The organism is Sphingomonas sp. Leaf33 (genome assembly GCF_001421785.1).
GTDB lineage: Bacteria > Pseudomonadota > Alphaproteobacteria > Sphingomonadales > Sphingomonadaceae > Sphingomonas.
Genome location: NZ_LMLB01000001.1, coordinates 793,468 through 815,050, shown reverse-complemented (window position 1 = coordinate 815,050; position 21,583 = coordinate 793,468). Strand labels below are relative to the sequence as shown.

Here is a 21,583-nt window from a genome sequence, read left to right as displayed (position 1 = left end):
GTCGCCCGCAGGAAGGCGCTGGTCGTCGTCGCTTGCTTGCAGGTAGCGCCGCTACCTGCTGCGCGGCACTCCTCGCCAGCGCCTTCCTGCGGGCGATCACGATCCCCGTCCTGATTGAGTACAGACCCTAATCCGGTCGAGCGGCGGCTCAGCGCGCGATCAGTCGGCCGCCGCCGCGACGATCGCCGCCCAGCCGCTTTCGTCGACCACCGCCACGCCCAGGTCGGCGGCCTTCTTCAGTTTGGACCCCGCCCCCGGCCCCGCCACCAGCAGGTCGGTCCTGGCCGACACCGATCCCGCCACGCGCGCACCGAGCGACTCGGCCTGCGCCTTGGCCTCGTCGCGGCTCATCGTTTCCAGCGTGCCGGTGAAGACCACGGTCTTGCCGCTGACCTGCGACGTGCGGGTTTCGTGGACGATATCGGATGGCGCGACGCCGGCGGCGAACAGGTCGTCGAGCGCTTCGCGGTTGTGCGGTTCGTCGAAGAAGTCGAGCAGGGCGTTGGCGACCTCCGGGCCGATGCCGGCGACGCCGATCGCCTCGACCACCGCCTTGTCGCGGCGCTGGGCAAATTTGCGCTCCGGCTCGGCCGGGGTCGGCTGGGTCGCGGCACGCAGGGCGCCGGCCGTGGCGATCGCCGCCGACAGCGCGTCCCAGCTGCGATAGCGCCGGGCGAGGTCGCGGGCGGTGATCTCCCCCACATGGCGGATGCCCAGCGCAAACAGGAACCGGTCGAGCGGTGGCGTGCGCTTCGCATCGATCGCGGCGACCAGATTGTCGGCCGACACCGCGGCCCAGCGCTCGCGCGCCAGCAGGTCGTCGCGCGTCAGGCGGAAGATGTCGGCGGGCTGTGTCAGCAAGCCATCTGCGACGAACGCCTCGATATGTGTGGCACCCAGCCCGTCGATATCCAGCGCGTGGCGCGAGGCGAAGTGGCGCAGCCGCTCGACCCGCTGCGCCGGGCAGACCAGGCCGCCGGTGCAGCGTATATCGACCTGCCCCTCTTCTCTAACGGCGGAAGACCCGCAGGCGGGGCATTCGGTCGGGAAACGATAGGGCTCGCCCGGTGCGTCGCGGGTCAGGTTCTCGACGATCTGCGGGATGACATCGCCGGCCCGTTGCAGAACGACCCGATCGCCTTCGCGTACGCCCAGCCGTGCGATCTCGTCGGCGTTGTGCAGCGTCGCGTTGGACACGACGACACCGCCGACCGTCACCGGCTCCAGCCGCGCGACCGGGGTAAGCTTGCCGGTGCGGCCGACCTGGATGTCGATGCGCTCCAGCGTCGTCTGCGCGCGTTCGGCCGGGAATTTATGCGCCAGTGCCCAGCGCGGCGCGCGGCCGATACTGCCCAGCCGCTCCTGCCAGTCGAGCCGATCGACCTTGTACACGACACCGTCGATGTCGAAGGCGAGGTCGGCGCGCTGCGCCTCGATCGCGCGGTAGACGCCAAGCGCCGCCTCGACCCCGTCGCAGCGCTGGAACTGCTCGGCGACCGGGAAGCCCCATCGCCCCAATGTCGCGACGACCTCGGCCTGTGTCGCCCCCGGCACGGCGCTCGCTTCGCCCCAGCCGTGCATCAGGAACCGCAGCGGGCGACCGGCGGTGACCGCGGCGTCCTTCTGGCGAAGCGATCCGGCCGCGGCATTGCGCGGGTTGGCGAACTGGCGCGCGACCTTCCCCGTCGCATCCGCCTCCGCCGCCAGCCGCGCGTTGAGCGCGGCAAAAGCGGCTTTCTCCATGTAGATCTCGCCGCGCACCTCGAACACCGGCGGCGCGTCGGCGGGCAAGGTGCGCGGGATGTCGCGCTCGGGAATCGTCAGGACGTTGGCGGTCACATCCTCCCCCACCGCGCCGTCGCCGCGGGTCAGCGCGCGGACCAGCCGGCGATCCTCGTAGCGCAGCGAGCAGGACAGGCCGTCGATCTTGGGCTCAGCGGTCAGCACCACATCGGCGTCGGCGGCGAGCTTCAGGAACCGGCGGACGCGGCCGATGAAGTCGCGCACGTCGTCGTCGGAGAAGCCGTTGTCCAGGCTCATCATGGGCCGGGCATGGGCGACCTTGGCCAGATGCCCGGCAGGTGCCGCGCCGATCAGGCGGGTCGGGCTGTCGTCGCGCACCAGTGCCGGAAACGCCGCCTCGATCGCGGCATTGCGGCGGACCAGCGCGTCATAGTCGGCGTCGCTGATCTCGGGCGCGTCGTCGGTGTGATACAGGCGATTGTGGTGCGCGATCTCGCGCGCCAGACGGTCTAGCTCGGCCGCCGCAGCGGCTTCGGTGGTCGGCAACGCGCGTGTCATCGCAGTACCGGGTAATCGGCGTCGGCCAAATCGGCAATGCCGTGTCGGTTCAGCTCCGCTGGCGGGCGGCGCGCGGTGCGGGCGCGTCGGGCGCGATCGCGCGGTCGAAGGCGATGCCGGCGCGGTCGCCCGCCGCCCAGCGCACCGATGCGCCGACCAGCCGGCCGTCGCCCAGGTCGATGCGAACGCGCACGCCGCTGCTGTCGGCGGGAAATTCGATGCCGTCGATCAGCGCGCCGCCCGACGACAGGTTGCGGATGCGCACATCGCCGGTTTCGCCGCCGACGTCGAGCGTCGCCCAGCGCAGGACCTTCGTGCGCGGTGCCCGGCTGACCAGATGGCCGACCGGCGCCACGACGGCGCTGCCCGCGACGGCCCGGGCCAGAACCTCCGTATGCGGCACGGCCTTGCCGTACACCCATCCCTGGATCTGGGTGCAGCCGAGCGCACGGATCTGCACGATCTCGTCCTGCGTCTCGACGCCTTCCGCGGTCGTCTCCATGCCCAGCGTATCGGCCAGCGTCACGATGGCGCGGACGATGGCGGCGTTGCGATTGCTCGCATCGGCGACGCCGCAGACGAAGCTGCGGTCGATCTTGATCTTGTCGAACGGTGCGTGACGCAGATAGCCGAGCGAGGAATAGCCGGTACCGAAATCGTCGAGCGCCAGCCGCACGCCCAGCCGCTTCAGGCTGGCGAACATCGCTTCAGTCGATGCACCGTCGTTGACGAAGACGCTTTCGGTGATCTCCAGCTCCAGCCGTGCAGCCACGACACCGCTGGCCGCAAGGGTGTTGGCGATGATGGCGGGCAGCGCCGGGTTGGCGAACTGGATGGGCGAGATGTTCACCGCGACGCGGATCCCGTCCGGCCAGGCCGCGGCATCGGCGCACGCGCGACGCAGCACCCAGGTGCCGATCGACTCGATCATCCCGCATTCCTCGGCGATGGGCACGAATTCGGCCGGGCTGATGGGCCCCCGGACGGGGTGATCCCAGCGCAGCAGCGTCTCGTACCCGACCACGCGTTCGTCGACGACGGAGACGATCGGCTGGTAGACCAGGTGCAGCTGGTCGCCGACCAGCGCCTGGCGCAGGTCGTCTTCCAGTTGCTTGCGGCTGCGCGCCTCCTCCAGCATCTCTTCCCGGAAGAAGCGGTGGACGCCGCGGCCGTCGCCCTTGGCCGAATACAGCGCCAGGTCGGCATTGCGGACGAGCGCGTCGGCATCGCGCCCGTCGTCGGGGGCGACCGCGATGCCGATCGAACAGCCGATCGAGATCGACGATCCGCCAATGAAATAGGGTTGCGACAGCGCAGTGATGATCGTGTCGGCCAGCGTCGCCAGCCGGTCGCGATCGGCATCGCTCGGCACCACCACCTTGAATTCGTCGCCGCCCAGCCGGCCGACCAGCCCCGCATCGCCGACCGCGCGGGTCAGGCGTTGGGCGACCTGTTTCAGCAGCGCGTCGCCGGTCTGGTGACCCAGCGTATCGTTGACCGCCTTGAACCGGTCGAGATCGAGCAACAGCAGCGCCGCGGTGCGATAGCTCGCCGCGACCTGTGCCAGCGTCTGTTCCAGCGACAGCAGCATCCGCTGGCGATTGGCGAGCCCCGTCAGGCCGTCGAACAGGGCGAGTCGCGTGATCTCCGCTTCCGACCGGCGCTTGGCGGTCAGGTCGCTGCCCCAGCCGACAAAGCCCTGGAAATTGCCGTTGGCATCGACGATCGGGCGGCCGGAAATCGACCACCAGCGATCGGGATCGCCAGCGACCGCGCAGACCGAGTACTCGGCAAAGGACGTGCGCGACGACAGGTGGAACCCGAGCGTCCGTTCGGTCTCCGGCGTGTCGCTGTCGATGCGGAACAGGTCGGTCAGCGTGGCGCCGATTCCGCCATCGGCGGCGTTCACCTGCCCTGCGACCTTGTTCGACAGATAGACGATCGATCCGTCGCGGTCGGTCTGCCAAAACCAGCCTGATCCCTGTTCCTCGAATTCCTGCACCATCAGCAGCGCGCGCTGGCCGCGTGCCAGCGCTTCCGCCGCGACGCGGTCGGCGTCGGTGACCGACGACCGGGCATGGCCAAGACTGCGCAGGGAACGGATCATGCTCGACACCGCCACGAACTACCGCAGCGAGACTTAAGAATTTCCTCCCGGGCACTCACGCGTGATCGCGGTTTTACGTAATTTCCGTAGTGCCCGCTCGACCGTTGTCGCCGGCCGGATCGCTCCCTAAGAACCGGGTGCATGACCGCGACGCATTACGAGCAGCAGTATCTCGACCTCCTGCGCGACGTGTGGGAGCGCGGCGACGAGCGGCGCGACCGGACCGGCGTCGGCACGCGGTCGCTGTTCGGCCCGACGATGCGCTTCGACCTGTCCGACGATCGCGTGCCGCTGCTGACGACGAAGCGCGTCGCGTGGAAGACCGCGGCGCGCGAGATGCTGTGGTTCCTCTCGGGCAGCACCAACATCCGCGGCCTGGTCGAACAGGGCGTCCACATCTGGACCGACTGGCCGCTCGACGCCTACAACCGCGCAAGCGGCGAGACGCTGGACCGGGACGCGTTCGAGGCCCGCATCCTGGCCGACGACGCGTTTGCCGCACGCTGGGGCGAACTGGGCCCGGTCTACGGCAAGCAATGGGTCGACTGGCCGGTGTACGAACCGGTCGGCGACGGCCTGTATCGCAAGGCGGAGCGCGGGATCGACCAGATCGCCGCGCTCGTCACGTCGCTGCGCACCAATCCCACGTCGCGCCGGCATATCTTTACCGGCTGGAACGTCGCCGAACTCGACGCGATGGCGCTGCCGCCATGCCACATGACGTACCAGTATCACGTCTCCGGCGGCAAACTGTCGGGGATGCTGTGGCAGCGATCATGCGACCTGGGCCTGGGTTTCGCCTTCAACGCCTTTTCCGCAGCGCTGCTCGTCCGGATGCTGGCGCAGCAATGCGACCTGGAGCCGGGCGAGCTGGTGTGGAGCTGCGGCGACGCGCACGTCTATCTCAACCACGCGCATCTGGTCGCCGAACAACTGGCGCGCGAGCCCCGCGGCGAACCGCGCCTCACGATCGCGCGGCGGCCCGACAGCATCTTCGACTATGCAATCGGCGACTTCGCGGTCACCGGTTACGATCCGCACGCCCATATCGCCGCGCCGGTCGCGGTGTGACTGGCGGCAACGCGGCGTAAACGCCTTTACGGCTAAGCCTCCGCGATGGACAGCGCACGCTTCACGGTCGACGTACATCCCGACACGGGCCTGTTCGAATCCGCGATCATCGGGTTCTGGACCCTTGCCGACGTTCACGCCTTCGGTCGGGCCATCGCAGCTGCCGCCAAACGCATCCTTGACGAAACCGGTCGCGCGCCGGTGTCGGTGTGCGACTATACGCGCGCAGGCACCCAGTCGCAGGAGGTCGCCGAGGCGATGGAGGCGATGATGCGCGCGCCCGTCGTCCGGTCTCGCCGGATCGGCATGGTGACGGGGACGATGCTGTCGCGCATCCAGGCCCGGCGGCTGCTGGCCGAGCGGCCGGAGGTGCGGTTTTTCGCGACTCGGGAGGAGGCGCTGGCCTGGGTACTGGCGCCGGAGCCTCCCGACGCTGGTTGAGGGCCACCGTTTCAAGAAGATTTTATTCCGCCACTCCGTCAGACGGGATCGCTTCGCGACCCCGCTGCCCGCCGTGGCGAGTCCGCGATTTGCCTCGGCAAATCGCCGGCCGCCCGCTTAAAAAGAAAGAGGCCGCCGGGGCGTCTCACGACGACCCCGACGACCTCCGACATGGTCAGCGGCCGGAGAGCTCCAGCCCGGGAAACCATGCGAGCCTCTGCAACCTGACGCGGGCGGCGTTGATTGGGGGAGGATACCCCCCGCGCACCCTCACGGACCGGCGTCGCCGCCTGGTCCGCGCGTCAGGTCAGACGCGCGTCTCCCGAACGAACTGAACCGAACCCACTGCTGAACCATGAGACATCGGATCACCTCCTTTCGCTTGTTGAACACGATCGTGCCGGTTGCTCGGCACCCAGCGAATGTGAATCGTCCTGCCCGTGCTTTCAAGACTTGTTTTGCGTGCACATGCCGTAAGACTCCTCGGTTCGTCGCAAGCGCCGGCACTCAGCCGCGGCAGTCCTCGACGACGCGCAGCACTTCGGCCCAGGCCGGCACGACCAGCGGCGTGGGTCCACCCTCGACCACGAAGCGGCCGCGACTGAACCCCATCGCATCTAGCAGGCGATCGCCAGCGGGCAGCACCGCCTCCACCCCGCCCGCTACCGTCTGCGCGGCCAGGCTGCGCGCGGTCGTGCTGGTCCGCACGGTCAGCGTCGTCGTCGCGGTTCCGCCGCGCACCATCCGCACGACAGTGCCGGCGCGATCGCACGTCAGCGTCAGGACCGGCACCCCGCCCTGTCCGAACGTCGCCCGGCTGCCGCGCGGATCGGCCGCATAGCGCCACGTCCCCGGCGTCAGCGCCCAGTCGCGCCAGTCCGACGACGGCGGCGGTGCAGGGATCGTGGCCACCGGCATCCGGACCGGCCGGGGAATCGGCCGCGCAGGCGCGGGCGGCGGCGCCTCAGCCGTGGGCACGCAGGCGGACAGGGCGATCGATCCGGCCAGGCCGGCGAGGAGGAAAGGACGCATCACGGCTCCGTCATGGACGAGTGCACCGCCCGCCTCAACCACCGATCGGTCGGGACGGTATGCGCCGCGGGGGAACCGAGCCCCGCCCCGCCGGTTCCCCCAAGACGACACACCCAACCTGAATCAGGATTGAAAGAGATGACCACCGAAATCGACGCCGGCACGATCCTGCTGGTCCAGGCAAGCGTCGCCAACACGCTGAAGGTCCAGAGCCGCGACGGCAACAGCGTCGGCACGGTCCACGCGCTGATGGTCCACAAGGGCACCGGCCGCACCACGCACGCCGTGCTGAGCCTGGGTGGCTTCCTGGGGATGGGTAAGAGCTTCTACGCCGTGCCGTTCGAACTGCTGACCTACGACATCGCGCACGACCTCTACACGATCACCGTCGACAAGCGCCTGCTGGAAGGCGGCCCGAGCTGGGCGAACACCGCGCCGACGTTCGACCAGGCCTACGCCGACCGAGTCGCGGGCTATTACGGCACGAGGACCGAGGACCTGCGCGAGGGTTGAGCGTCAGGCGGCGCGAACGGCGTAGATTGCAGGACGGTAGCGGGGCTCCGGGATCGGTAGCCCCGTTTCCTGCGCGACCTCCAGCCACAAGTCGATCGCAACCTGAGCTTCCTCCATTGCCTCGATCGGGGTCCTCCCATGCGCGGAGCACGGACGAAGATCGGGCACGTCTGCAATCCAGCAAGAATCTTCGGCCGACCAGAACACGTTGATATGGTAGCGATGGTCCATCAATCTTCCACCGTCAGCTGATATTCTTCGATCATATCGAGAAATTCCCGCACCTGATAGGGCTTGGCCTCCTTGCCGCGCGGCTGGATCACCAAAAGTCTGTCGGCGGCTGCGTGACGATAGGCCCTGTGACTACCACGGATGCGCATCAGCACGAAGCCAGCAGCGAGAACCAATCGCTCGAAGTCGCGAAAGTTGAGCGTGCCGCCCGGGTTGGTCAGAACCGACGCATAAAGTTTGCCGATCTTGGTCATCGTACTGCCTCCATATCAGTACGAGAATATTGAAGTGATAACAGACGCTGTTCGCCCCGGAACGCCTTCCGGGGCGTCACCGCGCCCGCCGCGAGCCCCCCGCCATCCGCGTCTTCTGCTGCTTGCCATAGCGCGTCTTGCGCGTGCCGGGCTTGCCTTCGTTCGAGCGGCCCATCACCGGCGCGCGGTGTTCCTCGACCGGCAGGCCGAGTTCCTCCTGCTCCAGACTGCGGATTTCGTCGCGCAGGCGTCCGGCCTCCTCGAATTCCAGGTTCGCCGCGGCATCGCGCATCTTCTTTTCGAGCTCCTCGATGTACGCGCGCAGGTTGTGGCCGACCATGTGCGGGCGGTCCTCGTCGATCTCGACCGTCACCTGATCCTTCGATGCGACATGGGCGATGATGTCGCCGATGTTTCGCTTGATCGTCGTGGGCGTGATGCCGTGTTCGGCGTTGTACGCCTGCTGCTTCTCGCGGCGGCGGTTCGTTTCGTTGATCGCGCGTTCCATGCTGCCGGTCATGCGGTCGGCATAGAGGATCACCCGCCCCTCCACGTTACGCGCGGCGCGGCCGATGGTCTGGATCAGCGAGGTTTCGGAACGCAGGAAGCCTTCCTTGTCCGCATCCAGGATCGCGACCAGTCCGCATTCGGGGATGTCGAGCCCCTCGCGCAGCAGGTTGATGCCGATCAGCACGTCGTACACCCCCAGCCTGAGGTCACGGATCAGCTCGATCCGCTCCAGCGTCTCGACGTCGGAGTGCATGTAGCGGACCTTCAGACCCGCCTCGTGCATGTATTCGGTCAGGTCCTCGGCCATCCGCTTGGTCAGCGTGGTGACGAGGGTGCGGTAGCCCATGTCGGTGGTCTTCTTGCACTCCTGGATCAGGTCCTGAACCTGCTCCTCGACCGGCCGGATTTCGACCGGCGGGTCGATCAGCCCCGTCGGGCGGATGACCTGTTCGGCGAAGACGCCGCCGGTCTGCTCCATCTCCCATTCGCCCGGCGTCGCCGAGACATAGGTCGTCTGCGGGCGCATCGCGTCCCACTCGTTGAACCGCAAAGGGCGGTTGTCGATCGCCGAGGGAAGCCGGAAGCCATATTCCGCCAGCGTGATCTTACGACGGTGGTCGCCGCGCGACATGCCGTTGATTTGGCCGATCGTCTGGTGGCTTTCGTCGACGAACAGCAGCGCGTTCTCGGGCAGATATTCGAACAAGGTGGGCGGCGGCTCGCCCGGCATCCGCCCGGTCAGGAAGCGGCTGTAGTTCTCGATTCCTGCGCAACTGCCCGTCGCCGCGATCATCTCTAGGTCGAAATTCGTACGCTGCTCCAGCCGCTGTGCCTCCAGCAGTTTCCCTTCCGTCACCAGTTCCTGCAGCCGGTCTGCCAGCTCGAACTTGATCGCTTCGGTCGCCTGTTTCAGCGTCGGCCCGGGCGTCACATAGTGGCTGTTGGCATAGACGCGGACGTAATCCAGGCTGGCGACCTTCTTGCCGGTCAGCGGATCGAATTCCACGATCTCCTCGATGTCGTCGCCGAAGAACGACACGCGCCACGCGCTGTCCTCATAGTGCGAAGGAAATATCTCGAGATTGTCGCCGCGCACGCGAAAATTGCCGCGCTGGAAGGCGGCGTCGTTGCGCTTGTACTGCAGCGCGACCAGCTTGCGGACGATCTCGCGCTGGTCGACCGACTGGCCCTTCTTAAGGTCGAAGATCATCGCCGAATAGGTTTCGACCGAGCCGATACCATAGAGGCAGCTGACCGACGCGACGATGATAACGTCGTCGCGCTCCAGCAGCGACCGCGTCGCCGAATGGCGCATCCGGTCGATTGCCTCGTTGGTCGAGCTTTCCTTTTCGATATAGGTATCCGACCGCGGCACATAGGCCTCGGGCTGGTAATAATCGTAGTAGCTGACGAAATATTCGACCGCGTTGTTCGGGAAGAACGATTTCATCTCGCCATAGAGCTGCGCCGCCAGGATCTTGTTCGGCGCGAGAATCAGCGCGGGGCGCTGCACGCGCTCGATCACCTGCGCCATCGTAAAGGTCTTGCCCGATCCGGTGACGCCCAGCAGCACCTGGTCACGCTCGCCGGCTTCGACCTGCGTCACCAGTTCCTGGATCGCCGTCGGCTGGTCGCCGGACGGCTGGTATTCGCTGACGATTTCGAACCGTCGCCCCCCTTCCGCCTTGGGTGGACGTGCCGGGCGATGCGGCACGAAGCTCTGGTCGGTTTCCGGCTCGGCGAGGCTCTTGCGGATCTGGATTGCCATGGCCGGTATATGGGCCCTGTTGCGGTTTCGTTCCAGTGGGTCAGCGCAGCGAGCGTACCGCGGGCGTGTCGAGGCAGCGGAGCAGCGCGTTCCGCTCCATCGGCGGCGCGGACGCTTGCCCGTTGCCCAGTGGCGGAACGGCAAACGGCACCCCGATCGCGACCGGCGCGAAGCCGCGTTGCCCGGTACAGCGCATCGCCGCCGCCAGCAGTCTGGGTGGCGTGTCGTACGCCTCGTAGCTCAGGCGGAACGTGCCCCAGTGGATCGGGATCGCGGTCTGCGCGCCCAGCCGGCGATAGACCTCGACCGCGTCGAGCGGGCCGATGTGGCTGCCCGTTCCCATCTGGCCCGGGGTGAAGCGGAACGCACCGATCGGGAGGATCGCCAGCCGGATGGGGCCGAGCGCCGCGGCTTCGCCCGGCCAGCGTCCGTCGCCGAAGCCCGTGTCGCCGGCAAAGAAGATGTTGCCGCCCGGCAGCGTGATGACGAAGCTCGACCACAGCGCGCGATCGCGATCCGTGAACCAGCGACTGGACCAATGATGGTTGCGGGTCAGGTATACGCGGCCCCGCTCGGGGCAACCTGTCGACACCTGTGGTCGGTTCAGGCAGGCGCGGTCGTCGATGGCAACCGACTGTCCCCAGTCCGGCTTTCCGCCCGCGTTCGTGGCAATGCCGTTGTCCCGCAGGATCGCATCGTTGCCGGGCGCGGTGACGATCAGTGGGCGATCACGGCCCCACAGCCGCTTCAGCGTCGCAAGATCCATGTGATCGTAGTGATTGTGGCTGACGACGATCACGTCGATCCGCGGCAGGTCGACCAGCGCGATGCCCGGCGGCGCCACCCGTTTCGGGCCGAAGCCGAACGGCCCGGCGCGCTCGCTCCATACCGGATCGGTCAGGATATTGAGGCCCGCGGTCTGGATCAGGACGGTCGCATGACCGACCCAGGTCGCGACCATCGCATCGCTCTCGACCCGCGGCGCCGGTCGCGTCGGCGTTACCGCGACCTGCGCCGGCCAGGCCGGTCGCCCGCGGCTGCCGGTCGCCTGGTTCCACAAGAACCCGCCGCGGCCGCCGCCCGAGGGCAGGCGGATCGTATCTTCGCCGTCCGGATTGAAGAACCGCTCGCCATCGAAATGGCCGGTTGCCGGGCCGTCGTAATACCGCCGGTCGAGGAAGCGGGGCACGATCACAACCGCCAGCAACCCGGCGATCAAAAACCAGAGCAGGATCGCGCCGGACAGGCGAAGGATACGAGTCATATGTGCTTATCGCCGGGGTCGATGCCGGGTTCCAGAGCGACAGAGCTTGATCGACATTGCTGTGACAGATCGATGCCACCGCATCGCCGCATTTCGTTCATGATGCAGCAAGAAACCGTGGCGGAAATGCAACAAGGTCGGTTTTCCGCCGTTTATTTCGCATCGCAGCGCAACAAAGCCGAGGGATCGGCATTCAGCATGTCCCTAGACGGACGGGGCTCGCCACAATCGATGAGCCCAAAGTCCGACACTGTAACGAAGAAGGTTTTCTATGCGTAAGATCCTGACCGCTGCCGCGCTTGCGGCCATGACTGTTGCTGCGCCCGCGTTCGCGCAGGACGCGAGCACCGCCCCGACCGAAACCGTCGCGGCGCCGGACGGCACCCGCGCGTTCGGCATCGAGCCGTATTTCGGCATCCGTGGCGGCTGGGAGCAGTTCGACAGCGAAGGCAACCGCGCAGGCATCCCGCCGGTCAACCGTCGCGACAAGCTGAACGGCAGCCTGGTCGAAGGTCTGGTCGGCGTGAATATCCCGCTGGGCCCGGTATTCGTCGGCGCCGAAGGTAACGTCGCCAAGGGCGTGTCGGGCGACATCGACTGGCAGTATGGTGCCGCCGGCCGTTTCGGCCTGCGTGCCGGTGACTCGGGGCTGATCTACGGCAAGGTCGGCTATCAGTGGGTGAACTTCGCCAAGCGCGTCCCGACCAACCGCGACTATGATGACGTGACCTACGGCATCGGCTTCGAGGTCGGTCCGAAGAGCATCGGCCTGGGCGGCATCACCGGCAATTCGGGCTTCCGCCTGCGCGGCGAAGTGTCGACGTTCGGCAATGCCCACAGCTTCCGTCCGACGCTGGGTGTGGTCACCCACTTCTAAGCGGATGACGCTTCGGCCCGGTGACGTAAGCCGGGCCCGGTAATCTTGCGTAACGGCAGGCGGGTCGTCCGAAAGGGCGGCCCGCCTGTCTTTGTTGACCAACATGACGAATTGTTGTCTATAAACAATATGTCATCATCATCGGACAAGATCGCGATCTACAATCGCATCGCGGTGTTCCGGACCGAACGTGGCATATCCCGCCGCGATCTTGCCGAGGCGGTCGGCGTCAATCCGCAGACGATCGGCTATCTCGAACGCGGCGACTACGCCCCGAGCCTGGAACTCGGCCTGCGGATCGCTGCCTGGTTCGATGTGCCGGTCGAGGCCGTTTTTTCCTTCACCCCATTTCCCTCGCTCAGCGACGCGCTGCGTCGTGCCGGAGATCTGTGATGTCGCTCGACTTTCGCAAATGGACTGCGGAGGAGATGAAAAATCGACCACGGCGCGCCTCCACGCGCTGGCTCCTGGCCGGTAGCTTGGCAGTCCTTGCCGTGCTGCCGATCGCGGAGATGCTCTCATCCGGCGCGTCCGGTACCTTGCCGAACACTCTCCCCTTCATGGTGCCGCTGCTTGTCGGAACGATGCGATCGCCGTTCATGCGGGACACAAGCTTCACCGAACGCGGCATGGCGCAGTACGACGAGTTCGAGCGCGCTGCGATCGCCGCGGCGATGCGTCGGGCCTATCTCACCGTCTTCGTGCTACTGGGCTGCCTGTTCCTGTGGCTTGCCATCGGCGAATATCACGGCTGGCCGCTGCCGAGTTCGACGCGCCAGTGGCTGTCGATCGGCTTTGCTCTGCTGTTTGCGATGCTTGCGCTGCCGACAACCTATGCCGAGTTCATGGTTCCGATGCCGGACCCCGAAGACGAGTTGCTGTAAGCCGTCCTCAGGCCGGCTGCAGCAACCCTTCCTTCGCGATCCTGTCCCGCCACACCAGCGGGGCGAGCTGGTGGACATTCGCCCCGTCGCTGTCGACCGCGACCGTGACGGGGAAGTCGGCGACCTCGAATTCGTAGATCGCTTCCATGCCCAGGTCCTCGAACCCGACGACCCTGCTGCCCTTTATCGCACGGGCGACCAGATACGCCGCGCCGCCTACGGCCATCAGATAGGCGGACTTGTGCTCGGCGATCGCCTGCGTCGCGGCGGGGCCGCGTTCGGCCTTACCGACACAAGCGAGCAGGCCCTGGTCGAGCATCATGCGCATGAACTTGTCCATGCGCGTCGCCGTGGTGGGGCCCGCCGGACCGACGACCTCTTCGCCGACCGGATCGACCGGCCCGACATAGTAGATCACGCGGCCCCTGAAGCTGACCGGCAGCTCCTCGCCCTTCGCCAGCATGTCCGCGATCCGCTTGTGCGCGGCGTCGCGGCCCGTGAGCATCCTGCCGTTCAGGAGCAGGCGGTCGCCGTGCTTCCAGCCCTGCACTTCCTCGGGCGTCAGCGTGTCGAGATCGACGCGCTTGGCGGCCTTGTCCGGCGTCCAGTTGACGTCGGGCCACGCCTCCAGCTTCGGCGCCTCCAGAAACGATGGCCCCGACCCGTCGAGCGTGAAATGCGCGTGGCGGGTCGCGGCACAATTCGGGATCATCGCGACCGGCTTGCCCGCCGCGTGGCACGGCGCGTCCAGGATTTTCACGTCGAGTATGGTCGACAGGCCACCCAGTCCCTGCGCGCCGATGCCCAGCGCATTGACCTTGTCGAAGATTTCGATGCGCAGCGCCTCGATATCGTTCTGGGGCCCCCGCGCCTTCAGCGGCCCCATGTCGATCGGCTCCATCAGCGCCTGCTTGGCGAGCAGCACGCAGTGCTCCGCCGTGCCGCCGATGCCGATGCCGAGCATCCCGGGCGGGCACCAGCCCGCGCCCATCTGCGGCAGCATTTCCAGCACCCAGTCGACGATCGAATCGCTGGGGTTCATCATCTTGAACTTGGACTTGTTCTCGCTGCCCCCGCCCTTGGCCGCGACGTCGATCGAAACCTTGCTGCCCGGCACCATCGTGACGTGGAGAACAGACGGCGTGTTGTCCTTCGTATTGCGCCGCGTGAAGGCGGGATCGGCCAGCACCGACGCGCGCAGCTTGTTCTCCGGGTGGAGGTAGGCGCGGCGGACGCCTTCGTCGACGACCTCCTGCAAGCTGCGTGAGGTATCGTCGAGCACGCAGTCCATGCCCCATTCGACGAAGACGTTGACGATACCGGTGTCCTGGCAGATCGGGCGATGCCCCTCCGCGCACATGCGGCTGTTGGTCAGGATCTGCGCGATCGCGTCCTTGGCCGCCGCCGATTGCTCGGCGGTATAGGCTTCGCCCAGCGCGCGGATATAATCCATCGGGTGGTAGTAGCTGATGAACTGGAGCGCGTCGGCGACGCTCTCGATCAGGTCGGCGGTGCGGATCGTCACGGTCATGTCCCGTCCGTTACTGCCGACGCCCGCCGCCGCCAAGCCCGCACGCATCGCCGCCGTTTCGGCACCGAAGTCGCGGCGGTTGCGGTGGATCGGTCCTGCCCCGGCGCCCAACAGGCTGGTCGATGGCCGCCCTGCCGCTCCCGATCGATCGCCTGTCGCGGGCGCAGGCGCTGTTCGCCGGGCTGGCGCGGGCGGCGGGTGAAATGGCTGGCGTCGCCTATCTGACCGCCGACGCGCGCGTGCTGGCGCTGCGCATGATCCCCGGTGACGCCGACCGCGTGACCGTGCCGGCCCGCACCCTGGCGATCGACGCGCTGGCCTTCGGCGCGTACGGCGTCATCGTCGCGCACAACCACCCGAGCGGCGACCCGGCCCCCAGCCGGCACGACCTGGACCACGCCCGCACCGTCGCCCGCGCGCTGGGACTGGTCGATGTGCGGCTGGTCGATCACCTGATCGTGACGGCAGGCGCCGTGACGAGCCTGCGGGCGATGGGGATGGTGTGAGCCAGGCCGTTCGCTACGAACGGAAGCAGCGTTCTACCCCGCCCCGCCCGCGATCCGGCAGGGCTTGATCGCCTGCGGTTCCGGACGCGGGCCTTCGGGGCGAAACAGCGCGATGTAGCCGCCCGCCGACGGCATCGACCGCAACTCGATCCGCTTGTAGCCGACCGCGGCGAATTCGCATTCCAGGAGCGCCGGCGGCGTGCCGTGGTTCTGCGTCGAGCGATCGGCATCGACCACCACCACCGCGCCGTCCGTCTTGAGCGACGGGCGAAGGTTCCACAGGAACTCGTACGGCTGCTCGATCTCGTGGTACATGTGGACCATCAGCACGCGGTCGAAGCTGTTCTCGGGCAGTTCGGGATCGTCCGCCTCGCCCAACCGGACGCTGACGTTGTCGAGCCGCTCGCGCGTCACGCGCTGCGCCAGCGCATCGCGAACCTGGGGCACGATATCCTCGGCCAGCACACGGCCCTTCGCCCCTACCCGGCTCGCCAGGCGGATGGTGTAGTATCCCTCGCCCGCGCCGATGTCGGCAACGGTCATGCCGGGTTGGATGCGCGCCAGATCCATGACCTTGTCCGCCTCGCGCAGCCGGTCGCGCGCTTCCTCCGTCGACCAGCGCGGGCTGACGATGCGGGCGATCGGACGCTCGGGCGCGGGGAAGCGGGGCTCGTCGGTCTTGTTGGCAAGCGTCACCGGCGCGCCGGAACAGGCGGTGAGGAGCAGCCCCAGAACCACCGTGGCGACACGCATCAATCGACGTCCTCCACCTCGACCGCTTCGCCCGTCACCCGCTGCGACAGCGCCGCCGCCATGAAGGGGTCGAGCCCGCCGTCGAGCACGTCGCCCGGCGCGGTGGAGGTGACGCCGGTGCGCAGGTCCTTCACCAGCTGATACGGCTGGAGCACGTAAGAGCGGATCTGGTGGCCCCAGCCGATGTCGGTCTTGGTCGCATTCTCGGCGTTGGCGATCGCCTCGCGCTCGGCCAGTTCGCGCTCGTACAGCCGTGCGCGCAGCTGGTTGAAGGCCTCCGCCTTGTTCTTGTGCTGCGAACGCTGGTTCTGGCACTGCACGACGATGCCGGTCGGCAAGTGGGTGATGCGAACGGCCGAATCGGTCGTGTTGATGTGCTGTCCGCCCGCGCCGCTCGCGCGGTAGGTGTCGATGCGCAGATCGGCGTCGTTGACCTCGACCTCGATATTGTCGTCGATCACCGGATAGACCCAGACGGACGAGAAGCTGGTGTGGCGCCGCGCCGAGGAATCATACGGGCTGATCCGGACCAGGCGGTGCACGCCGCTTTCGGTCTTGGCATAGCCGTAGGCGTTCTCGCCCTTCACCAGCAGCGTCGCCGACTTGATGCCCGCCTGCTCGCCGGCGTGATAGTCGACCAGCTCGACCTTCATGCCGCGGCGTTCGGCCCAGCGCGTATACATGCGCTGGAGCATTTCGGCCCAGTCCTGGCTTTCGGTGCCGCCTGCGCCCGAATTGATCTCGATGTAGGTGTCGTTGGCATCGGCCTCGCCGGCCAGCAGCGCCATGACCTTATCGGCCTCGGCGCGCTTGGCCAGCGCCGCCAGCGCCTCGGTGCCTTCGCTGGCCATGGCGTCGTCGCCCTCGGCCTCGGCCATCTCGATCAGTTCGACCGTGTCGTTCAGCTCGCTTTCGATATCGCGCGTCGCGGTGATCGCCTCGTCCAGCCGGCGGCGCTCGCGCATGACGTCCTGCGCGGCCTTGGGGTCGTTCCACAACGCCTGGTCCTCGACGCGCGCATTCAGTTCGTCGAGCCGGCGCAGCGCGACGTCCCAGTTGAGGAACCGGCGCAACAGCGACAGCGCATCCTTGATCGTGTCGACGTGAGCCTGCGCTTCGGCGCGCATAACGGGAAACTCCAGAAAATTCATGGCGGGGCGCAAAACCCCGCTGTCGGGACACGCCCTAGTAGATACCGCCCTCGCGCTGCAAGAAATCGCTGTCGCGGGCCTTTTCGGTCGGCCGCGCCGTCGTCGTCGCCTGCGCCTTGGGCAGGTCGTCGGCGGTCGTGCGGCGCGCGCGACGGCCTTCGCTCTGCGGCTTGAACGCTTCCCAGATGACGCCCGCCTTCGGATCGTCGGAGGTCGGGAAGGTGCCGTAGACCGGGCGGCCGCTCATCCGGTCGATGCGGACCATGCGGATGCCCGGCGGCGCGCGGAACGGCACGACCGGCAGGCCTTCATAGGCTTTCACTGCGAACGACTTGAAGATCGGCGCGGCGAACGTCCCGCCCTGCACCGCGCTCCCCAGGTTCCGCGGCGTATCGTAGCCGATGTAGAGCCCGCCGATCATCTGCGGCGTGCCACCGACGAACCAGACGTCGGTCGGGCCGGTCGTCGTGCCGGTCTTGCCCATCATCGGACGGCCCAGGTCGCGCAGCACGGTCGCGGTGCCGCGCTGGACCACGCCTTCGGTGATGTGGACCATCTGATACGCGGTCATCGCGTCGATCGCCTGGCGCCAGCGGCGCTGCGGGCGCGGCATGGCCCCGCCGTCCCAGTCGGGCGCGTTGCACCCTTCGCACGGGCGCCAGTTCTCCGGCCAGATCACGCCGCCGCGGCGGTTCTGGACATAATCGACCAGCGATGGACTCATCTGCCGGCCGTGGTTGACCAGCATGGCATAGGCATTCGTCATCCGCGTGACCGTCGTCTCGCCGGCGCCCAGCGCATAGGAGAGGTACGGCGGCAGTTTACCGGTCGAGACGCCTAGGCGCTGGATGTAATCGACGACGCGCGGCATCCCCACGGTCGCGGCGGTGCGCACCGTCATCAGGTTGCGCGACTGTTCGATGCCCCAGCGCATCGTCTTAGGCCCGGCGGCGCGCATGTTACCGAAGTTGCGGAAGCATTTCTGCCCCAGCCGCGCGCCCTGGTAGACGCAGAACGACCCGTCGACGATGATCGACGCCGGGGTCATGCCGCTGGCGAGTGCTGCCGAATAGACGATCGGCTTGATGGTCGATCCCGGCTGGCGCATCGCCTGCGTCGCACGGTTGAAGCTGCCCAGGCGGCTGTCGAACCCGCCCTGCATGGCGAACACGCGGCCCGACGACGGTTCCTCGACCACGAATGCGCCCGACACCTTGGGCACGCTGCGCAGGCCCCAGCCGGCGCCGACCGGCGCGACGGCGATGATGTCGCCCGGCTTCAGCGCGGCGAACGCGGTTCCGCCGACGCCGCGCATCGGCATCTGTGCCGTATCGCGCGACAGCGTGCCGGTCTTGCCATCGGTGAAGCCGATGTCGGCGCTGCCGCTGCCCTTCGACACGACGATGGCGATGCGCCAGTCGAGGTAGTCGATGCCGAGGTTCGCCGCGATCAGCCGGCCGCGCCAGTCGTCCGCCGTCACGTCCTCATGCGCCAGCGGTCCGGCCCAGCCGCGCCCGGCGTCGTAGCGGAGCAGCCCGGCGCGCAGCGCGTCCTGCGCAAAGCCCTGGAGGCGCGGGTCGAACGAGGTTCGCACCCACAGCCCGCCGTCATACACACTGTACGGGCCGGCATCGCTCTTCTCGCCGTAACGCTCGAGCAGCTCGCGGCGCACTGCCTCCACGAAATACCCGCCGTCATGGTCGATGCGCACGCTCTGCCGCGGCACGGTGCCCAGCGGCTGGGCGACCGCGGCGGCATGCTGGGCGGCGGTGATGAAGCCGTTCTTCAGCATCTCGCCCAGCACCCAGTTCCGCCGGCCGATCGCGCGGTCGTAATGGCGTTCGGGCTGATAGTTGGACGGTCCCTTGGGCAGGATCGCCAGATAGGCGAGTTGCGCGAGACTGAGCTCGTCGAGCTCCTTGTCGAAATAGGCGTGCGCCGCCGCGGCGACGCCGGCGGCATTCCGGCCGAGCTCGATCTGGTTCAGGTACAGCTCCAGTATCTGCTCTTTGGTCAGCGCGCCTTCGATCTTGTACGCCAGCAGCGCCTCGCGCGCCTTGCGGACGTAACTGACCTCGTTGCCGACCAGCAGGTTCTTGGCGACCTGCTGCGTGATCGTCGATGCGCCGATCGGGCGCTTGTCGCTCTTCAGGTTGGTGATGAACGCCGCGACGATGCCGGGATAGTCGACCCCCGAATGTTCGAAGAAGGTGCGATCCTCGGCCGCCATGAACGCGCGGACCAGCAGCGGCGGATATTCGTCATAATCCAGCTCGACGCGGCGCAGGCGGGCGTAGCTCTGGAGCGGCTGGCCGTCGCGGTCGCGCACGTTGGTCGGCAGCGACGGTTCGTACGCCCGCAGCTTCTCGACCGACGGCAGGTCGCGCGACACCGCGACCCACAGGCCGGCGACGGCGGCCAGGCCGATCGCGGCCAGATAGGTGAGGATGCGGACCCAGCGCCGCGCCCACGCCCGGCGTATCCTGCCGGGCTCGCGGGGTTCACGCGCCGCGCGCGGCTCGGTCGGAAGGGGATCGGGCATTGCGCGGGCGTTCTATCGATCCGCGGGGCGGGAGGGAAGCACCGAGAAACAAAGAGGTTCGGATCCCGGCAGCACCCCGCCCGCCGCCTATTCCTCCGCCGATGCCATATCGACGCCACCACGTCCGGCCAGGCGCGTCGCGAAATGCACCTCGACCGCGCGGCGCACGCTCTCGGCCACCTTCTCGCGCCCCTCGCGCGACGCCAGGAAATCGGCGTCGTTCTGGTTCGAGATATAGCCCGTCTCGAACAGGATCGACGGCACGTCGGGCGCCTTCAGCACCATCAGCGACGCCATGCGGTGGAATGTCGCCTTGGTCGGCATCAACGGGCGAGCCTCGCGGCCGAGCACGCGAGCGAAGCTGGCGGAGGTGTTCATCGTCTCGCGCTGGGTCAGGTCGATCAGGATCTGCGAGATGTCCGCCCCCGCGTCGCCCAAGTCGACGCCGGCCAGCACGTCGGCCTTGTTCTCGCGCGCGGCGAGGCGCGCCGCTTCCTTGTCGGACGCGATCTCGGACAGGGTATAGACGGTCGCACCGGTCGCTTCCGGATTCCCTGCGCTGTCGCAGTGGATCGAGATGAACAGCGCCGCCCCCATCCGCCGCGCGATCTCGTAGCGCTCGCGCAGCACCAGGAAGCGGTCGTCGTCACGGGTCAGCGCGACGCGCGCGCGGCCCGACGACACCAGGTCGTCGCGGATCGCCCGGGCGACCTTCAGCGTCAGCTCCTTTTCCTGAAGCGACCCGTCCGGCGAGATCGCACCGGGATCATGCCCGCCGTGACCGGCGTCGATCACCACCAGCGGGCGATCGGCCGGTCCGACGACGCGCGGCAGCGGCAGCGCCTTTGTCACGGTGGGCACGCGCATGGTGACGCTGTAGCCGTTGGCGCGCGCCGGAGTGGCGAAGGCCATGTCGGGCAGGAAGGTCCTGCGCCCCTCCGCCGAGGCCCGCGCGAAGCGACCGTCGTCGACCGATTTCAGCTGGAGCGTCAGCGTGCGTCCGTCCTCGCCGAAGTGGCCGTCGGTGACGATCGCGGGTGTATCGAGGTCGAGCACGATCCGTGCGCCACCGTCGCGCGCCGCCTGTCGCACCCCGGCGATCGGTCCGCCGACGCTGGCGCTGCCGCCCGGCGTCGCCCCGCTCAGGTCGATCGCAATGCGCCGCGGCTCGTTCAGGACGAAGCTCGACGCCTCCGCCACGCGCTCGTCGAAGGTCAATATGATGCGGCCACGCTCGACACGAATGTCGCGCACGGTTCCCGCCCAGCTCGGCACGCCGGTGAACAGCCCGGCGACGAGGGCGAGGAAAGCAAGCACACACGACCTATGCCGCGTGCCCCCGGCGGCGGTCCAGCCAAAAGACATGAGGGTTATTCCCTTTGATCCCTGTGCCCTCTGCCTAGGCCTGCGTCCGCGAAAACGGGGTTGAGCGATCTGGTAAATTTGCCGTTCGGCATTTTTTTGCCGGCAAGGCGGCAAACGCATGCCGGTTCGACCACCGTAGCGGCGGCGCAACGACCGACGGTTGCCGGGGTGGCACATGGGTGCTACGCAAGCCAAGTCGGGAGGTGGGCCAACCACTTGGGATCGCCCGTTTGCCTGTCCCGACGCTTAGAACAGACCGCCGCGGCCGTCCGGTCGCGTGCGCGCAACCAGGTTGACGCTGACCCATGAGGCATACCCCGCTCCGCCTCCACCGCACCGCCCCGGCGGTTCGCGTGGGCGCTGCGGTCGCAACGGACCAAGTCTCCGCTGCGTGTGCGGTGTCAGCAGACGCACTTCGTATTTTCGCCTTCACCCCGGCCCGGTGCGCACCGCACGGGCCGCGAACCATAGACATGCGCGCG

The 21,583-nt window shown here is 67.7% G+C and carries 19 protein-coding genes; 7 read left to right on the top strand and 12 right to left on the bottom strand.

The annotated features are described in order from the left end of the window. Positions 1-159: 159 nt before the first annotated feature. Positions 160-2,301 carry an NAD-dependent DNA ligase LigA gene (ligA, locus tag ASE86_RS04095; RefSeq protein ID WP_056422698.1) on the bottom strand — a complete coding sequence of 714 codons (2,142 nt, stop codon included), beginning with the start codon at positions 2,299-2,301 and terminating at the stop codon, positions 160-162. 49 nt (positions 2,302-2,350) lie between these two features. Further along, a complete protein-coding gene (locus ASE86_RS04090; protein WP_056422695.1) occupies positions 2,351-4,408 on the bottom strand; it encodes an EAL domain-containing protein in 2,058 nt (685 codons plus the stop codon). Between the two features lie 141 nt (positions 4,409-4,549). Between ASE86_RS04090 and thyA the strand changes: the two genes are divergently transcribed. Together thyA and ASE86_RS04080 are read left to right on the top strand one after the other, a co-directional pair. Further along, positions 4,550-5,479, top strand: a complete 930-nt coding sequence (gene thyA / locus ASE86_RS04085) for a thymidylate synthase (protein ID WP_056422693.1) — start codon at positions 4,550-4,552, stop codon at positions 5,477-5,479. Positions 5,480-5,524: 45 nt separating this feature from the next. Next, positions 5,525-5,920 (top strand): hypothetical protein, encoded by a 396-nt coding sequence (locus ASE86_RS04080; protein WP_056422691.1) that lies wholly within the window; start codon positions 5,525-5,527, stop codon positions 5,918-5,920. A gap of 507 nt (positions 5,921-6,427) precedes the next feature. On the opposite strand, the gene ASE86_RS04075 is transcribed toward ASE86_RS04080, so the two are convergent. Further along, positions 6,428-6,952, bottom strand: coding sequence for a hypothetical protein (locus ASE86_RS04075; RefSeq protein ID WP_056422688.1), 525 nt, complete (start codon positions 6,950-6,952; stop codon positions 6,428-6,430). 138 nt (positions 6,953-7,090) lie between these two features. Between ASE86_RS04075 and ASE86_RS04070 the strand changes: the two genes are divergently transcribed. Further along, positions 7,091-7,465, top strand: a complete 375-nt coding sequence (locus ASE86_RS04070; protein WP_056422685.1) for a PRC-barrel domain-containing protein — start codon at positions 7,091-7,093, stop codon at positions 7,463-7,465. 3 nt (positions 7,466-7,468) lie between these two features. On the opposite strand, the gene ASE86_RS04065 is transcribed toward ASE86_RS04070, so the two are convergent. The 4 genes from ASE86_RS04065 to ASE86_RS04050 form a co-directional block, all read right to left on the bottom strand. Then, positions 7,469-7,696 carry a type II toxin-antitoxin system HicB family antitoxin gene (locus ASE86_RS04065; RefSeq protein WP_056422683.1) on the bottom strand — a complete coding sequence of 76 codons (228 nt, stop codon included), beginning with the start codon at positions 7,694-7,696 and terminating at the stop codon, positions 7,469-7,471. Then, the gene (locus ASE86_RS04060) at positions 7,696-7,950 is read right to left on the bottom strand and encodes a type II toxin-antitoxin system HicA family toxin (protein WP_056422681.1); all 255 of its coding nucleotides are present in this window, start codon (positions 7,948-7,950) and stop codon (positions 7,696-7,698) included. Before ASE86_RS04060 ends, ASE86_RS04065 begins: the two co-directional genes overlap by 1 nt. Before the next feature lie 76 nt (positions 7,951-8,026). After that, a complete protein-coding gene (gene uvrB, locus ASE86_RS04055) occupies positions 8,027-10,228 on the bottom strand; it encodes an excinuclease ABC subunit UvrB (RefSeq protein ID WP_056422678.1) in 2,202 nt (733 codons plus the stop codon). Between the two features lie 40 nt (positions 10,229-10,268). Continuing rightward, a complete protein-coding gene (locus tag ASE86_RS04050) occupies positions 10,269-11,492 on the bottom strand; it encodes an MBL fold metallo-hydrolase (RefSeq protein WP_056422676.1) in 1,224 nt (407 codons plus the stop codon). 271 nt (positions 11,493-11,763) lie between these two features. Between ASE86_RS04050 and ASE86_RS04045 the strand changes: the two genes are divergently transcribed. From ASE86_RS04045 to ASE86_RS04035, 3 genes are all read left to right on the top strand, one after another. Beyond that, positions 11,764-12,369 carry a hypothetical protein gene (locus tag ASE86_RS04045; protein WP_056422671.1) on the top strand — a complete coding sequence of 202 codons (606 nt, stop codon included), beginning with the start codon at positions 11,764-11,766 and terminating at the stop codon, positions 12,367-12,369. 129 nt (positions 12,370-12,498) lie between these two features. Next, a complete protein-coding gene (locus tag ASE86_RS04040) occupies positions 12,499-12,762 on the top strand; it encodes a helix-turn-helix transcriptional regulator (RefSeq protein ID WP_056422668.1) in 264 nt (87 codons plus the stop codon). Continuing rightward, entirely contained in the window at positions 12,762-13,253 is a 492-nt protein-coding gene (locus ASE86_RS04035) for a hypothetical protein (RefSeq protein ID WP_056422665.1), read from the top strand. Before ASE86_RS04040 ends, ASE86_RS04035 begins: the two co-directional genes overlap by 1 nt. Positions 13,254-13,260: 7 nt before the next feature. Here ASE86_RS04035 and ASE86_RS04030 read toward each other — a convergent pair whose 3' ends face one another. Further along, positions 13,261-14,784 carry a fumarate hydratase gene (locus ASE86_RS04030; protein ID WP_056426570.1) on the bottom strand — a complete coding sequence of 508 codons (1,524 nt, stop codon included), beginning with the start codon at positions 14,782-14,784 and terminating at the stop codon, positions 13,261-13,263. A gap of 122 nt (positions 14,785-14,906) precedes the next feature. Between ASE86_RS04030 and ASE86_RS04025 the strand changes: the two genes are divergently transcribed. Continuing rightward, positions 14,907-15,290, top strand: coding sequence for a JAB domain-containing protein (locus ASE86_RS04025; protein WP_056422662.1), 384 nt, complete (start codon positions 14,907-14,909; stop codon positions 15,288-15,290). A gap of 33 nt (positions 15,291-15,323) precedes the next feature. On the opposite strand, the gene ASE86_RS04020 is transcribed toward ASE86_RS04025, so the two are convergent. The 4 genes from ASE86_RS04020 to ASE86_RS04005 all read right to left on the bottom strand — a co-directional run bounded on the left by ASE86_RS04020 (position 15,324) and on the right by ASE86_RS04005 (position 21,101). Beyond that, positions 15,324-16,043 (bottom strand): class I SAM-dependent methyltransferase, encoded by a 720-nt coding sequence (locus tag ASE86_RS04020; protein WP_056422659.1) that lies wholly within the window; start codon positions 16,041-16,043, stop codon positions 15,324-15,326. Next, positions 16,043-17,170: a peptide chain release factor 2 gene (gene prfB / locus ASE86_RS04015; RefSeq protein ID WP_056422656.1), complete on the bottom strand. Its 1,128-nt coding sequence runs from the start codon at positions 17,168-17,170 to the stop codon at positions 16,043-16,045. Before prfB ends, ASE86_RS04020 begins: the two co-directional genes overlap by 1 nt. A 58-nt stretch (positions 17,171-17,228) precedes the next feature. Next, positions 17,229-19,736: a penicillin-binding protein 1A gene (locus tag ASE86_RS04010; RefSeq protein ID WP_056422653.1), complete on the bottom strand. Its 2,508-nt coding sequence runs from the start codon at positions 19,734-19,736 to the stop codon at positions 17,229-17,231. An 87-nt stretch (positions 19,737-19,823) separates the two neighbouring features. After that, a complete protein-coding gene (locus ASE86_RS04005; RefSeq protein WP_056422650.1) occupies positions 19,824-21,101 on the bottom strand; it encodes an N-acetylmuramoyl-L-alanine amidase in 1,278 nt (425 codons plus the stop codon). Positions 21,102-21,583 lie beyond the last annotated feature (482 nt).

Coding starts and splice junctions, on each gene's coding strand:
- ligA (WP_056422698.1), bottom strand. CDS start 2,301: ATGACACGCGCGTTGCCGACCACCGAAGCCGCTGCGGCGGCCGAGCTA.
- ASE86_RS04090 (WP_056422695.1), bottom strand. CDS start 4,408: ATGATCCGTTCCCTGCGCAGTCTTGGCCATGCCCGGTCGTCGGTCACC.
- thyA (WP_056422693.1), top strand. CDS start 4,550: ATGACCGCGACGCATTACGAGCAGCAGTATCTCGACCTCCTGCGCGAC.
- ASE86_RS04080 (WP_056422691.1), top strand. CDS start 5,525: ATGGACAGCGCACGCTTCACGGTCGACGTACATCCCGACACGGGCCTG.
- ASE86_RS04075 (WP_056422688.1), bottom strand. CDS start 6,952: ATGCGTCCTTTCCTCCTCGCCGGCCTGGCCGGATCGATCGCCCTGTCC.
- ASE86_RS04070 (WP_056422685.1), top strand. CDS start 7,091: ATGACCACCGAAATCGACGCCGGCACGATCCTGCTGGTCCAGGCAAGC.
- ASE86_RS04065 (WP_056422683.1), bottom strand. CDS start 7,696: ATGGACCATCGCTACCATATCAACGTGTTCTGGTCGGCCGAAGATTCT.
- ASE86_RS04060 (WP_056422681.1), bottom strand. CDS start 7,950: ATGACCAAGATCGGCAAACTTTATGCGTCGGTTCTGACCAACCCGGGC.
- uvrB (WP_056422678.1), bottom strand. CDS start 10,228: ATGGCAATCCAGATCCGCAAGAGCCTCGCCGAGCCGGAAACCGACCAG.
- ASE86_RS04050 (WP_056422676.1), bottom strand. CDS start 11,492: ATGACTCGTATCCTTCGCCTGTCCGGCGCGATCCTGCTCTGGTTTTTG.
- ASE86_RS04045 (WP_056422671.1), top strand. CDS start 11,764: ATGCGTAAGATCCTGACCGCTGCCGCGCTTGCGGCCATGACTGTTGCT.
- ASE86_RS04040 (WP_056422668.1), top strand. CDS start 12,499: ATGTCATCATCATCGGACAAGATCGCGATCTACAATCGCATCGCGGTG.
- ASE86_RS04035 (WP_056422665.1), top strand. CDS start 12,762: ATGTCGCTCGACTTTCGCAAATGGACTGCGGAGGAGATGAAAAATCGA.
- ASE86_RS04030 (WP_056426570.1), bottom strand. CDS start 14,784: ATGACCGTGACGATCCGCACCGCCGACCTGATCGAGAGCGTCGCCGAC.
- ASE86_RS04025 (WP_056422662.1), top strand. CDS start 14,907: ATGGCCGCCCTGCCGCTCCCGATCGATCGCCTGTCGCGGGCGCAGGCG.
- ASE86_RS04020 (WP_056422659.1), bottom strand. CDS start 16,043: ATGCGTGTCGCCACGGTGGTTCTGGGGCTGCTCCTCACCGCCTGTTCC.
- prfB (WP_056422656.1), bottom strand. CDS start 17,170: ATGCGCGCCGAAGCGCAGGCTCACGTCGACACGATCAAGGATGCGCTG.
- ASE86_RS04010 (WP_056422653.1), bottom strand. CDS start 19,736: ATGCCCGATCCCCTTCCGACCGAGCCGCGCGCGGCGCGTGAACCCCGC.
- ASE86_RS04005 (WP_056422650.1), bottom strand. CDS start 21,101: ATGTCTTTTGGCTGGACCGCCGCCGGGGGCACGCGGCATAGGTCGTGT.